We start from the raw sequence: 13,735 nt of genomic DNA, 5'->3' as shown, positions 1-13,735 counted from the left end.
TCCTGGGTACCTGGACTAGGCTGGAACAGTCGGCTGGAGCCGCGGTGGGGACTGGAGTGAGCAGACCACAGCGCTCCAGCCCAGGGGTCTTGTCTACCAGGTCGGGGCGAGACGGTTGCACACCACTCCGGTGTGCGGCCCAGTCGGCCCGGGGCCCTGCGACGGAGTCCTCGGGCCATCGAGGAAGGGAGCGCGGACGTGCAGATCATCGGATTCCCGGCAGGGATGTTCCAGACCAACTGCTACATCGTCTCCGACGCCGCAGGGGACTGCGTCATCGTGGACCCGGGCCAGGACGCCGAGGAACAGGTGCGCCGCCAGGTGTCCGAGGCGGGACTGCGGCCACGGGCGGTACTGCTCACCCACGGTCACCTGGACCACATCTGGAACGCCCGGCAGGTCGCCGATCACTACGGTGTGCCGGCGTACATCCACCCGGAGGACCGCGTGATGCTCTCCGATCCGGGCAAGGGGCTCTCGCTCGATCTGTCGGCCATGCTCAAGGACCTCACCTTCACGGAGCCGGCGGAGGTCGTCGAGGTGTTCGACGGCGACACCCTGAGATTCGGGTCGATGACCTTCGACGTGGACCACGTGCCCGGTCACAGCCCCGGATCGGTGTCCTTCCGGATCATGGCCGACACAGAGGAGGGGCGCCGGACCATCGTGCTGGGTGGCGACGTCCTGTTCCAGGACGGGGTGGGTCGCACCGATCTGCCCGCGGGCGACACCGACGTGCTCATGCAGTCGATCGCCAAGAAGTTCCTCACCCTGGACGACGACGCGGTCGTGCTCCCCGGGCACGGTCCCTCGACCACCGTCGGCCGGGAACGGCGTTCCAACCCGTTCCTGCGTGACCTCTAGACCCCCACCCCCAGATCCACCCACCGACTACACGCAAGGACCCACCACACGTGACCGGCACCCAAAAGAAGACCGCGCTCAAGGCACCGAAGGGGGTGCCGGACTACGTCCCCCCGACCTCTGCCGGGTTCGTCACGGTCCGGGAGGCGATCACCTCGGCCGCCAGGCGCGCGGGCTACGGGCACATCGAGCTGCCGATCTTCGAGGACACCGCGCTGTTCGCCCGCGGCGTGGGTGAGTCCACCGATGTCGTCTCCAAGGAGATGTACACGTTCTCCGATCGCGGCGGCCGGAGCGTCACCCTCCGGCCCGAGGGGACGGCCGGGGTCATGCGCGCGGTCATCGAGAACGGCCTGGATCGCGGGCAGCTTCCGGTCAAGCTCTGCTACGCCGGCCCGTTCTTCCGCTACGAGCGTCCCCAGGCCGGGCGGTACCGCCAGTTGCAGCAGGTCGGCATCGAGGCGATCGGGATCGACGACCCCGCCCTCGACGCCGAGGTGATCGCGGTGGCGGACGAGGCGTTCCGCTCCCTCGGGTTGACCGGGTTCCGTCTGGAGCTCACCTCGCTCGGGGACGAGACATGCCGCCCCGGGTACCGGGACCGGCTGCAGGCCTTCCTCGCCGGGTTGGATCTCGACGAGGCCACCCGGGAGCGCGCCCGGATCAACCCGCTGCGCGTGCTCGACGACAAGCGCCCGGAGGTCCGTGCCCAGCTCGCGGACGCCCCGCTGATGGTCGATCACCTCTCCGACCAGAGCGCGGCCCACTTCGCGGAGGTCCGGTCACACCTCGACGCGCTCGGCGTGGCCTACGAGGTCAATCCCCGGATGGTCCGCGGCCTGGACTACTACACCAAGACCACGTTCGAGTTCGTGCACGACGGACTCGGCGCCCAGTCTGGGATCGGGGGCGGCGGACGCTACGACGGCCTGATGCAACAGCTCGGGGGGCAGGACCTGTCCGGCATCGGTTTCGGTATCGGCGTGGACCGCACCATGCTGGCGCTGCAGGCGGAGGGCATCGACCCCGCCGCGGGAGGTCGGGTGGACGTGTACGGCGTGGCGCTCGGCGCTCCGGCCCGGGCCGCGATGGTGCCCGTGTTGGCGGGGTTCCGTCGGGCGGGCCTGCGCGCCGACATGGCCTACGGTGACCGCGGCATGAAGGGGGCGTTCAAGGCCGCCGACAGGTCGGGAGCCGCGGTCACCCTCGTGCTGGGTGAGAACGAGCTGGCCTCTGGCACCGTTGTGGTCAAGACGATGGCGACGGGTGAGCAGAACGCGGTCCCGCTGGACTCGGTGGTCGCCCACGTCACGGGGCTCGTCGCCCGCTGAGCGTCGCGGGGGATCGCTACACCCGCGCACCGAAGGTGTCGCACGCCCGGATCGATCCCTGGTCGTAGCCGGTGAGGAACCACTGGCGCCGCATCTGCGACGAGCCGTGGGTCCACGAACCCGGATCGACCCGGGCGCCGCCTGAGGACTGGATGTGGTCGTCACCGATCACCTCGGCGGTCCGGACGATCTCGTCCACGTCCTCGTCGGTCAGGCTCTCCAGCAGGGGATCCCCGCCGCCGGGGCCGGGGGTCGAGGTGGCGTAGTGGGCCCACAGTCCCGCGTAGCAGTCGGCCTGGAGCTCGACGCGGACCGCAGCCGAGGAGGGGCCCCGCGGATCCTGCTGTGAACGGCGGATGTCGCCGAGCATGGTCTGCAGGTGATGCCCGAACTCGTGCGCGACCACGTACATCTGCGCCGCCCCGGAAGGAGGGGCCCCGAGGCGACCGACCAGCACCTCGTCGAAGAAGGCCGGGTCGATGTAGACGTCCTGGTCGGCCGGGCAGTAGAACGGTCCGACGGCGGAGGAGGCCGCGCCGCAGGCGGTGTCGACATCGCCGGTGAACACGGTGGTGTGGGGCTGGACCCATCGCATCCCCGCCTGAGCGGGCAGTTCGGAGCTCCAGACGTCCTCCAGGCTCTCCGTGGTGGCGACGATCCGGCAGACCGTGTCCGTGTTGGCCTGCCGGAGATCGCACTGGTCGATATGGGACTGGAACCGCTGCGCTGAGTCCGAGGTCGGTCCCCGCCCGCCGTCGCCCTGCTCCAAGCCGAGGAGGGACGGGTCGACTCCGAGGAACAGGGCGACCAGGACCACCGCGAGGCCGCCCACACCCCCACCGACGGCGATCCCGCGGCGGCCTCCCCGCCCACCGCGGCCACCACCGGAGACCCCACTGGTGTCCAGGCTCCCGCTCTGTCGGAACGTCATGTCCGTCGCCCTCCCGTCCGCGGGGTGGCACCCCGCCCCTGCGGCCCGGGCCGCTCCGATCCGGCAGGACGCCGGAGTGCTCCACACTGTATTGCGCGACCGTGGTGCACGCGGGACGGTCGGCGCCGGGCGTCGGCCGCAGCCGACGCCGGGAACACCGGGGGGTGGACGTAGACTGTGCGTCGTCCGAACCCGGGTCCGACCGCACGAACCGCGGCGGGTCCCGTCGCCGTTCGCCCACCATCCAGCATTCCCGACGAGAGGACCACCCCCGTGCTGCGCACCCATTCCGCCGGCCAGCTCCGAGCCGCCGACGCCGGTGACACCGTCACCCTGGCCGGCTGGGTGGCGCGCCGCCGGGATCACGGCGGGGTCATCTTCGTTGATCTCCGTGACTCCACCGGCGTGTGCCAGGTGGTGTTCCGCTCCGAGGAGATCGCCGACCGCGCGCACCGTCTCCGGAACGAGTTCTGCGTCGCCGTCACCGGCGTCGTGGACCGCCGCCCGGAGGGGTCGGAGAACCCTGCTCTCGCGTCCGGTGAGATCGAGGTCGACGTGGTCTCGTTCGAGGTGCTCGGCGAGGCCGCGGCTCTGCCGTTCCAGCTCGACGACGAGGTGGGGGAGGAGGCGCGCCTGCGTCACCGCTATCTCGATCTCCGCCGTGAGGGTCCGGGTGCCGCACTGCGACTGCGGTCGAAGGTCAACTCCGCCGCGCGGAGCGTCATGGCACGCCACGACTTCGTCGAGATCGAGACCCCCACCCTCACCCGCTCCACCCCGGAGGGCGCGCGCGACTTCCTCGTCCCCGCACGTCTGCAGCCCGGTACCTTCTACGCCCTCCCGCAGTCGCCGCAGCTGTTCAAGCAGCTCCTCATGGTGGCCGGGATGGAGAAGTACTACCAGATCGCCCGCTGCTACCGGGACGAGGATTTCCGGGCCGACCGGCAGCCGGAGTTCACCCAGCTGGACGTGGAGATGAGCTTCGTCGACCAGGACGACGTGATCGCGGTCGCGGAGGAGATCCTCACCGAGGTGTGGGCGACGGCGGGCTACGAGATCCAGGCCCCCATCCCGCGGATGACCTATGACGAGGCGATGCGTCGGTACGGCTCCGACAAGCCCGACCTGCGCTTTGACATCGAACTGGTCGAGTGCACCCAGTTCTTCGCCGACACGCCGTTCCGCGTGTTCAAGGCCCCCTACGTCGGCGCGGTGGTCATGAAGGGCGGCGCGTCGCAGCCGCGACGTCAGCTCGACGCCTGGCAGGAGTGGGCCAAGCAGCGCGGAGCCAAGGGGCTGGCCTACATCCTGGTCGGTGAGGACGGCGAGCTGGGCGGTCCTGTCGCCAAGAACCTGTCGGACGCCGAGCGCGCCGGCATCGCCGCCCACGTCGGTGCGGAGCCCGGGGATTGCATCTTCTTCGGTGCCGGGGCCGTCAAATCCACCCGCGCGCTCCTCGGTGCGGCTCGTGGCGAGATCGCGGACAAGCTCGGACTGATCGACCCCGAGGCCTGGGCGTTCACCTGGGTGGTCGACGCCCCGATGTTCGAGCCGGCTGACGACGCGACGGCCGCCGGCGACGTGGCGGTGGGCTCGGGCGCGTGGACGGCCGTGCACCATGCGTTCACCTCTCCCAAGCCGGAGCACCTGGACACCTTCGACACCGACCCGGGCTCGGCCCTGGCCTACGCCTACGACATCGTGTGCAACGGCAACGAGATCGGGGGCGGCTCGATCCGCATCCACCGCAAGGACGTCCAGGAGCGGGTGTTCGGCGTGATGGGGATCTCCGCCGAGGAGGCGCAGGAGAAGTTCGGCTTCCTGCTCGACGCCTTCTCCTACGGCGCGCCGCCGCACGGCGGCATCGCGTTCGGTTGGGACCGCATCTGTGCGTTGCTGGCCCGGACCGAATCCATCCGCGACGTCATCGCCTTCCCCAAGTCCGGCGGCGGAGTCGACCCGCTCACCGACGCCCCCGCCCCCATCACTCCGCAGCAGCGCAAGGAGTCGGGACTCGACGCCGCGCCCGTGACCCGCGGTCAGGGGACCCAGGCGGAGCCCGCGTCAGCCGGGTAGTCGGTCTTCGGCGGACCGGCGGTCAGAGGTGGAACGCCTCGAGCGCCGGGCGGCCGTCCATCCCGGAGTGGTCGAGCCCGAACAACCGGGCGACCGTCGGTGCCACGTCGAGGGTGCGGACCGGTCGGTCGACGGTGACCCCCCGACGCACGATGCGGTGCCCGCCGCCGATGAAGAACGGGATCCCCAGGGTGACCTCGTGCCCGTGGTTCCCGGGAATCGGGTTGGAGAACGGCGTGGGGTCGGAGAACCGCCAACCGGGGTGGCACGTGGCGACCAGGTCCCCGCCCCGTTCCCCCAGGGAGAGTTCGGCGGGATCGTAGAGCCGGTTGACCCCGGGGAGCGCGCCGACGACCTCGCGCAGCCGCCGGACCGAGGCGTCGCGCTCGCTCGCCGGGCCGAGATAGGCGAACGTGTCGGCCCCGCCGTTCTGGGCGATGCCGAACCGCCCGCGGATCGCCGCGTCGGCCTCGATCGCCCCGGCGGCGCTGATCAGGCTGAGCGGCTCCGACCAGTCCATCCCGTGATCCGCCAGGACGATGACCACCGAGCGTTCCCACCGGCCCGTCGAGCGCAGGAACTGTTCGAACTCCCAGAGTTTGTGGTCGGAGTTGTACACCGCCTGGTTGCGGGCCAGTCGCAGCGAGGTGCCCGAGAGATCCATGTGGCCGAATCGGTCCATGTCGCCCAGGTTGACGAAGGTCATCCTGGGGGCGTGGTCGGTGACGGTCTGCTTGAGGGCCTCGACGGTGAACCAGTCGAGTGAGTGGTCGGTGACCGGGACGAGGGGGAACGGTGCCCACTGCACGCTCGCGCGTCCGCCGAACAGGCCGTGGAGATAGTCCTTGCTCAGCACGCTCGCGGTGGTCAGGCCCGCCTCGGTCCGGATCCGGTCGAGCACCGTCGGTGCGCGGAGGTCGTCGGGCCGGTCGAGTGTCCTGTCGGTGCCGCTCACGTGGTCCCAGACCGAGTTGGCGGGGACCCCGTTCCGCTCGGGCAGGACCCCGGTCACCATCGCCGCGTGGTTGGGGAGCGTCTCGGCGATCATGACCGACGTCGCGTCGGTGAACCTGGTCCCCTCCGAGGCCCACCGGTGCAGGGTGGGGGCCTGGGCGGGGTTGAGTTCGTCGGGTCGCATCCCGTCGGTGACCAGGACGTAGACGTCGAGGTCGTCGGCGACCGGCCGCGTCGGCGTGGCCCAGACCGGGGCCGGTTCGGCGAGCATGGTGACCCCGACCGTGCCGGCGGCGACGACCACACCGGCTCCGGCCAGTGCCTCCCGGCGGGTGAGGGTGGGTCCGTGGCAGGCGTCGTGATGGCGACTCATCGGGCGGGGCTCCTCGGGGGGCGGGCTGGACGGGAGGGGACTGGACACAGGTCTACCCCGTGGGGACGGGGCACACGCCGGTTCCACTCAACTCCATCGCGACGGACCGGACCACCCGGATGGTCCGTTCGTCTCCTGATGTTCACCCCGCGGGCGGTGTCGGGGCCCGTCGGTAGCCTGGGTCGCGTGAGCGAAGACGCAGGGTTGTTCGCGGCCGGGGATGCGCGACCGGGCCCGAAGGAGGGGTCTGTCCCGCAGGTCGACCCGGGGTCCCCGCTGGCGGTCCGGATGAGGCCACGGACGCTGGAGGAGGTTATCGGGCAGGACCACCTCCTGCGCGCCAATTCGCCGCTGCGGCGGCTGGTCGAGGGTCGGGGAGGGTCCTCGGTGATCCTCTACGGGCCACCGGGGACGGGCAAGACGACGTTGGCCAATCTGGTGGCCAGCACATCCGGCCGGCACTTCGTCGCGTTGTCCGCCCTGAGCGCCGGGGTCAAGGACGTCCGCGCGGTGATCGAGGACGCCCGGACGCGCCAACTCCACGGCCGCCGCACGGTGCTGTTCATCGATGAGGTGCACCGTTTCTCGAAGAGCCAACAGGACGCGCTGCTGGCCGCGGTGGAGAACGGCATCGTCCTCCTGGTGGCCGCCACCACGGAGAACCCGCACTTCTCGGTCATAGCCCCGCTGTTGAGTCGCTCGCTCATCGCCGAGTTGCAGGGACTGGACGCAGCGGCGGTGGCGACGGTGGTCCGGCGGGCCGTCGCGGACGACCGGGGCTACGGGGGCGCGCTCGAGGTGACCGACGAGGCGGTGGAGGACATCGTCCGGCTCTCCGGTGGCGACGCTCGGCGCAGCCTGACCATCCTCGAGGCCGCCGCGGGCGCCGCCGAGGACGCGGTGGTGACCCCGGAGACGGTCGAACTCAGCCTGGACGCGGCGCCGGTGCGCTACGACCGTGACGGTGACCAGCACTACGACGTCACGAGTGCGTTCATCAAGTCGATCCGCGGATCGGACGCCGACGCGGCCCTGCACTATCTCGCGCGGATGCTGGTCGCGGGGGAGGATCCGCGGTTCATCGCGCGGCGACTGGTGGTGCACGCGAGCGAGGACATCGGAATGGCCGACCCCACCGCACTGCTCGCCGCCTCCGCCGCGGCGGAGGTCGTCCAGAAGGTCGGGCTGCCGGAATGCCGCCTCGCCCTGGCCCAGGCCACCATCCACCTGGCGACGGCGCCGAAGTCCAACGCCGTCATCTCCGCGATCGACGCCGCGATGGCCGACGTGCGCGCCGGTGGCGTCGGGGAGGTCCCCCGTCACCTCCGGGACGGTCACTACGCCGGGGCGAAGGGGCTGGGCAACGGCGTCGGATACCGCTACGCGCACCAGTCGCCGGCGGGGGTGGTGGCACAGCAGTACCCTCCCGACGAGCTCGTGGGCCGGGACTACTACTCGCCCACCGGACACGGCTACGAACGTGACCTGCTCGCGAGACTGACCCGGCTGCGGGGCATCGTCCGGGGCGGCACCTAGCAGCGCCGGGCGATATATGTGAAACTCATGAGGCCTGTCTTAACGGGCACAACATTCATGTCGTCGAACACTTTTCGGAGGAATCATGAGCGGAATCGCGAGCATCTTCTCGACCCTGGTCGGCGTGGCCACCTCGGTGGGCGTGTGGGGGACCGGAGCGCACAGCCTCGGCCTGCTTCCGCAGGAGGCGTTCATCACCGCCGCCAACTTCGGCATCATCCTGCCCCCGATGCCGCGCTGACCCGGCGACCTGCGTTTCGTTAGATCGCCGGCCGGATCACCGGTAGGAACCTCGGCACGGGCCCCGCACGCGGGGTCCGTGCCGATCTCGTCCGCAGGCTCCTCCGGTCCGTTCCTCGACGTCTGAGTGCCGCCGGTAGGCTGAGCAGTCGTCCGACCACCTCCTCAAGACCCCAGTGAGGCCCCCTGTGCAGACCCATGAGATCCGGCGCCGATTCCTCGACCACTTCGTCAGGGCCGGGCACGCCGAGGTCCCCAGCGCGTCACTGGTCCTGGACGACCCGAACCTGTTGTTCGTCAACGCCGGCATGGTCCCCTTCAAGCCCTACTTCCTCGGCCAGGAGACCCCGGAGCACGCCACCGCGACCTCCATCCAGAAGTGCGTGCGCACCCTCGACATCGAGGAGGTGGGCATCACCACCCGCCACAACACCTTCTTCCAGATGGCGGGCAACTTCTCCTTCGGTGACTACTTCAAGGAGGGGGCGATCCGCCACGCGTGGTCGCTGCTCACCTCGTCCGTTGATGACGGCGGGTTCGGTATCGACCCCGGGCTGCTGTGGGTCACCGTGTATCTCGACGACGACGAGGCCTACGGCATCTGGCGGGACGTGGTCGGCGTCCCCGAGGGTCGCATCCAACGTCGCGGCATGGCGGACAACTACTGGTCCATGGGCGTTCCCGGGCCCTGCGGTCCGTGCTCGGAGATCTTCTACGACCGCGGCCCGGCGTACGGGGTCGAGGGCGGTCCGGAGGCGGATGAGGACCGCTACATCGAGATCTGGAACCTCGTGTTCATGCAGAACGAGCGCGGCGAGGGCACCGGCAAGGACGCCTTCGAGATCCTGGGCCCGCTACCCAAGCAGAACATCGACACCGGGATGGGGATCGAGCGCGTCGCATTTCTGCTCCAGGGCGTCGAGAACGTCTACGAGACCGATCTGCTTCGCCCGGTGATCGACACCGCCGAGCGGCTCTCCGGCACCAGGTACGGGGTGGACAGCGCCTCCGACGTGCGCTTCCGGGTGATCGCCGACCACGCGCGGACGGCGTACATGCTCATCTCCGACGGCGTGACCCCCGGCAACGAGGGGCGCGGGTACATCCTGCGGCGTCTGCTGCGGCGCATCGTCCGGTCCGTCCGGCTCCTGGGTGCGACCGGGGACACGATGGCCGAGTTCATGGCCACCGTGAAGGAGGCGATCGGCCCGTCCTTCCCCGAGACGATCGCCGGGTACGAGCGCATCGAGCGCATCGCCGTGGCCGAGGAGATCGCCTTCCTCAAGACCCTCGAGTCGGGGACCCAGCTCTTCGAGCGTGCCGCCGAGGAGGCGAGGGAATCGGGCGCGGCCACCCTGTCGGGCCGCCAGGCCTTCGCGCTCCACGACACCCACGGGTTCCCCATCGACCTCACACTGGAGATGGCGGCCGAGGCCGGACTCCAGGTCGACGAGGCGGGCTTCCGGTCCCTGATGTCCGAGCAGCGGGCCAGGGCCAAGGCGGACTCGCGGTCCAAGAAGCACGCCCACGCCGACCTGTCGGTGTACCGCGACTTCCTCGACGCGGGCGAGACCGTCTTCACCGGGTTCACCGAACTTACCGACGAATCCACACTTCTGGGCATCGTCTCCGGCGGCGAGTCCGTGTCCGTGGCCAGAGAGGGCGACACGGTCGAGTTCGTCCTCGATCGCACCCCGTTCTACGCCGAGTCCGGTGGCCAGCTCGGAGACCGCGGCCTGATCTCCACGGCCGGTTTCCAGATGCAGGTCGACGACGTCCAGAAGATCGGCAAGAAGCTTTGGATTCACAAGGGCGTCCTCACGGGTGGCGAGGTCGAGGCCGGCCAGCTCGTCACCGCGGCCGTCGACCCGGAGTGGCGCAAGGGGGCCACCCAGGGCCACTCGGCCACCCACCTCGTGCACGCCGCGCTTCGTCAGATCCTCGGACCGGAGGCCGTCCAGGCCGGCTCGCTCAACAAGCCGGGGTACATGCGGTTCGACTTCAACTGGTCCGGCTCCATCCCGGCCGACGTCCTGGCACAGGTGGAGGAGATCACCAACGCCGCCGTCGACGCCGACTACGGCGTGAACACGATCGAGACCAGCCTCGACGAGGCCCGGCGGATGGGCGCGATGGCCCTGTTCGGCGAGAACTACGGGTCGCTGGTCCGGGTGGTGGAGATCGGCGGTCCGTTCTCGATGGAGCTGTGCGGCGGCACCCACGTCGCCAGCTCCGCTCAGATCGGCCCGGTGAGTCTGCTGGGCGAGGCCTCCGTCGGCTCCGGCATCCGGCGGGTGGAGGCGTACGTCGGCATGGACGCCTACCGACACCAGGCCCGGGAGCGCGCGCTCGTGTCGGGTCTCGCCACCTCGCTCAAGGCGCCAGCCGAGGAACTGCCCGACCGCGTGGCCGCGCTGACCGCGAAGCTGCGGGAGGCGGAGAAGGCCCTGGAGTCGATGCGTGCCGCCCAGCTCGCCTCGCGGGCCGGGGACCTCCTGTCGGCGGCCGAGGACCTCGACGGGATCCGGCTCCTCGCACACGACGACCCGGGAGGATCGGCGGGCGACCTGCGGACACTCGCCTCGGACCTCAAGGGTCGTCTCGGCGCAGACGCCGGCGTCATCTTCCTCACGGCCGCGGGGTCCGACAAGGTCCCGTTCGTCATCGCGGTGAGCCCGGCCGCCCAGGAGCGCGGTCTGCGCGCGGGGGATCTGGTCAAGGCCATCGCACCGACGCTCGGGGCTCGGGGTGGTGGGAAGCCCGATATGGCACAGGGCGCCGGCACCGACCCGTCCGGCATCGATGCGGCCGTGTCCGCGCTGCGCTCCGCCGTCAGGGACGCCGGGTGACGGCACCCGAGACCGGATCCCCCGGATGGACCCGTGGGCGTCGGATCGGACTGGACGTGGGGACGGCACGGATCGGTGTCGCCTCCTGCGATCCCGACGGGATCCTGGCTACTCCTGTCGAGACGGTTCGGGTCACCAGTGGGGACCCCGACTGGACGGCGGAGGTGAAGCGCCTGGGGGAGCTGGTCGAGGAGTACGACGCCGTCGGCGTCATCGTCGGACTGCCCACCTCTCTGAAGGGACGGGACACCGCCTCGACGGCGATGGCGCGATCGTTCGTCACGGCGCTGTCCGCCGCCTCGCCGGGCCTTGACGTAGAGACGGTGGACGAACGACTCACCACCGTGACGGCCGGGGCCGCCCTGCACGGCGCGGGCAGGAACACCCGGCAGCAGCGTGGCGTGATCGACCAGGCCGCCGCGGTGGTGCTGCTCCAGGCATGGCTCGACTCACGGCGCGCCCGCCGATGACGGGCGTCTCGGCCCACGCGGCTGGATAAACTGACACGATGCACGATGCTGTCCGGCGGGCAGCTCCCTGAACCACCGGCTAAGGAGCACGATGTCTGCGGCACGAGCACGCTCACGAACGAGTGGCACCATCCGGTTCATACTCCTCGCGGCCGTGGTCGGGGTGGTCCTGGCCTTCGCGGCGATGGTGTACCGGGCGACGAGTAGCGAGGTCTCGGCCGCGCCGGATTTCGAGGGTGGGGGTGTCGGTACCGCCCTGTTGCACGTCGAACCGGGTGACACCCTGGGTGTGGTCGGAGATCGCCTGTACGACATCGGCACCGTCGCCAGCACCCGGGCCTTCATCGGCGCAGCCTCCGGGACGTCGGTCGAGGGCATCCAACCGGGCTATTACCAGGTCCGTCAGGAGATGAGCGCCGCGTCGGCGGTCGAGGCCCTGTCCGACCCCCGCAGCAGGGTCGGCTACATGGACGTCAACCCCGGTGGGCGGCTGCTCGACACGGTCGTGGTCGGCGGCGGCACCGAGAAGGGCATCTTCACCCTCATCGCCGACGCAACCTGCCTGCGGGACCTCGACCAGCCGGACGCCCCACCGATGTGCCGGCTTCCACAGGAGATCGTCGACGCCGCCGTCCAGGCCGACCCCGCCGAACTCGGGGTGCCCGACTGGGCCATCAACGAGGTCCGCGGCGCCCCGGACCCGGTGCGACGGCTCGAGGGGCTGATCGCACCCGGCGTCCACAACATCAACCCGCAGGCGGAGCCCGTGGAGATCCTGCGCCAGCTGATCGACTCGTCGACCGAGGCCTACGACGCCACCGGCCTCGTCCCCTCCGCCGAGAGGATCGGGTTGACCCCCTACCAGGTGGTCACGGCGGCGTCCCTGGTGGAGAAGGAGGGAACCCTCGAGGACTTCGACAAGATCGCCCGGGTGATCCTCAACCGGCTCGACGAACCGATGCGACTGCAGTTCGACTCGACGGTCAACTACGCCCTCGCCGACCAGGAGATCGCGACGACCGACGCCGATCGGGCCGCGGTCACGCCGTGGAACACCTACGCCATGGACGGGTTGCCCTACGGTCCGATCGGGTCTCCCGGCCTCGACGCGCTCCGGGCGATGGAGAACCCCGCGGAAGGCCAGTGGAAATACTTCGTCACGGTCGACATGCAGGGGACCACCCGATTCGCCGACGAGTACCCGGAGCACGAGCGCTACCAGAGCGAGGCGATCGCGAACGGGGTCCTGTCCAGTGGGCGATAGCGCCGCGGACCGCTCGCCCCGGTCGGCCGCCGTGCTGGGCCACCCGGTCGACCACTCACTCTCCCCGGTCCTGCACGGGGCCGCGTACCGGGCGCTCGGCCTCGACGGGTGGACCTACGAGCGGATCGACTGCACCGAGGGACAGCTGCCCGCCGTGGTCGACTCGTCCCCCGACCACCGTGTGGGCTACTCGGTGACGATGCCGAACAAGTTCGCCGCCCTCGGGTACGCGACCGAGGTCAGCGACCGTGCCCGGATCGTCGGCAGCGCCAACACCCTCGTCCGGCGGGAGACCGGCTGGTTCGCCGACTGCACCGACGTCGACGGGGTGACCGGAGCCCTCGCCGGGTTCGACGGACTACCCGCCGAACCGACGGCGGTCGTCCTGGGCGTCGGCGGGACCGCCCGCCCGGTGTTGGCCGGACTCGCGGCGGCCGGAGCGACCCGCGTGGTGTTGGCCTCCCGCCGCGACAACGCCGGGCCCGCCGCCGACTGCGGCAGAGCGCTCGGTCTGGAGATCCATACCGTGCTGCTGTCCGATGCGACCCTGCCGGACGAGGTGTCGCGGTCGGACGTCCTCGTCAACACCGTTCCCGAACCGGGGGTCGGTGCGCTCACCCACCTGGTGACGGGCGCCAACCGCCTCTTCGACGTCCTGTACGACCCCTGGCCCACCGCGGCCGCCTCCGCCGCGCTGTCCGCCGGGATCCCCGTGGTCGGCGGCGACGTCATGCTCCTGAACCAGGCCTTCGGCCAGGTGGAACTGTTCACCGGGCGACCCGCACCCTGCCAGGCCATGGCCGCGGCGCTCACGGACGCGCTCGGTCGCTGAGCGCGGCGGCGCCCC

General features: G+C 70.6%; 11 protein-coding genes. 9 read left to right on the top strand and 2 right to left on the bottom strand.

The window, feature by feature from the left end; genetic code table 11:
- Positions 1–198 precede the first annotated feature (198 nt).
- Positions 199–864, top strand: coding sequence for an MBL fold metallo-hydrolase (locus H483_RS29290; RefSeq protein WP_017836868.1), 666 nt, complete (start codon positions 199–201; stop codon positions 862–864).
- A 50-nt stretch (positions 865–914) separates the two neighbouring features.
- The gene (gene hisS, locus H483_RS29285; RefSeq protein WP_017836867.1) at positions 915–2,195 is read left to right on the top strand and encodes a histidine--tRNA ligase; all 1,281 of its coding nucleotides are present in this window, start codon (positions 915–917) and stop codon (positions 2,193–2,195) included.
- A 16-nt stretch (positions 2,196–2,211) separates the two neighbouring features.
- Here the strand turns inward: hisS and H483_RS29280 are convergent, their stop codons facing one another.
- On the bottom strand, positions 2,212–3,126 hold the full coding sequence (locus H483_RS29280) for a neutral zinc metallopeptidase (RefSeq protein WP_017836866.1): 915 nt from the start codon (positions 3,124–3,126) through the stop codon (positions 2,212–2,214).
- 273 nt (positions 3,127–3,399) lie between these two features.
- On the opposite strand from H483_RS29280, the gene aspS reads away from it, so the two are divergent.
- Positions 3,400–5,202, top strand: coding sequence for an aspartate--tRNA ligase (gene aspS / locus H483_RS29275; protein ID WP_017836865.1), 1,803 nt, complete (start codon positions 3,400–3,402; stop codon positions 5,200–5,202).
- 22 nt (positions 5,203–5,224) lie between these two features.
- Here the strand turns inward: aspS and H483_RS29270 are convergent, their stop codons facing one another.
- The gene (locus H483_RS29270) at positions 5,225–6,529 is read right to left on the bottom strand and encodes an alkaline phosphatase family protein (RefSeq protein ID WP_017836864.1); all 1,305 of its coding nucleotides are present in this window, start codon (positions 6,527–6,529) and stop codon (positions 5,225–5,227) included.
- Between the two features lie 156 nt (positions 6,530–6,685).
- Between H483_RS29270 and H483_RS29265 the strand changes: the two genes are divergently transcribed.
- The 6 genes from H483_RS29265 (at position 6,686) to H483_RS29245 (ending at position 13,720) form a co-directional block, all read left to right on the top strand.
- Entirely contained in the window at positions 6,686–8,065 is a 1,380-nt protein-coding gene (locus tag H483_RS29265; RefSeq protein WP_371204451.1) for a replication-associated recombination protein A, read from the top strand.
- 85 nt (positions 8,066–8,150) lie between these two features.
- Positions 8,151–8,306, top strand: a complete 156-nt coding sequence (locus tag H483_RS39625; protein WP_017836862.1) for a hypothetical protein — start codon at positions 8,151–8,153, stop codon at positions 8,304–8,306.
- Between the two features lie 187 nt (positions 8,307–8,493).
- On the top strand, positions 8,494–11,154 hold the full coding sequence (gene alaS / locus H483_RS29260; RefSeq protein WP_017836861.1) for an alanine--tRNA ligase: 2,661 nt from the start codon (positions 8,494–8,496) through the stop codon (positions 11,152–11,154).
- Positions 11,151–11,624: a Holliday junction resolvase RuvX gene (gene ruvX / locus H483_RS29255; RefSeq protein ID WP_017836860.1), complete on the top strand. Its 474-nt coding sequence runs from the start codon at positions 11,151–11,153 to the stop codon at positions 11,622–11,624. The genes alaS and ruvX overlap by 4 nt, the downstream gene beginning before the upstream one ends.
- 91 nt (positions 11,625–11,715) lie before the next feature.
- Positions 11,716–12,888: an endolytic transglycosylase MltG gene (gene mltG / locus H483_RS29250; RefSeq protein ID WP_017836859.1), complete on the top strand. Its 1,173-nt coding sequence runs from the start codon at positions 11,716–11,718 to the stop codon at positions 12,886–12,888.
- Positions 12,878–13,720: a shikimate dehydrogenase gene (locus tag H483_RS29245; protein ID WP_017836858.1), complete on the top strand. Its 843-nt coding sequence runs from the start codon at positions 12,878–12,880 to the stop codon at positions 13,718–13,720. The genes mltG and H483_RS29245 overlap by 11 nt, the downstream gene beginning before the upstream one ends.
- Positions 13,721–13,735: the final 15 nt, after the last annotated feature.

Source organism: Dietzia sp. UCD-THP, from assembly GCF_000349585.1.
Classification (GTDB): domain Bacteria; phylum Actinomycetota; class Actinomycetes; order Mycobacteriales; family Mycobacteriaceae; genus Dietzia; species Dietzia natronolimnaea_A.
The sequence above is the reverse complement of the archived record's forward strand: the minus strand, read 5'-3'. Positions and strand labels throughout refer to the sequence as shown.

Excerpts from the sequence above, each read along its gene's own strand:
- H483_RS29270 (WP_017836864.1), bottom strand. The coding sequence starts at position 6,529 with ATGAGTCGCCATCACGACGCCTGCCACGGACCCACCCTCACCCGCCGG.
- mltG (WP_017836859.1), top strand. The coding sequence starts at position 11,716 with ATGTCTGCGGCACGAGCACGCTCACGAACGAGTGGCACCATCCGGTTC.
- H483_RS39625 (WP_017836862.1), top strand. The coding sequence starts at position 8,151 with ATGAGCGGAATCGCGAGCATCTTCTCGACCCTGGTCGGCGTGGCCACC.
- H483_RS29280 (WP_017836866.1), bottom strand. The coding sequence starts at position 3,126 with ATGACGTTCCGACAGAGCGGGAGCCTGGACACCAGTGGGGTCTCCGGT.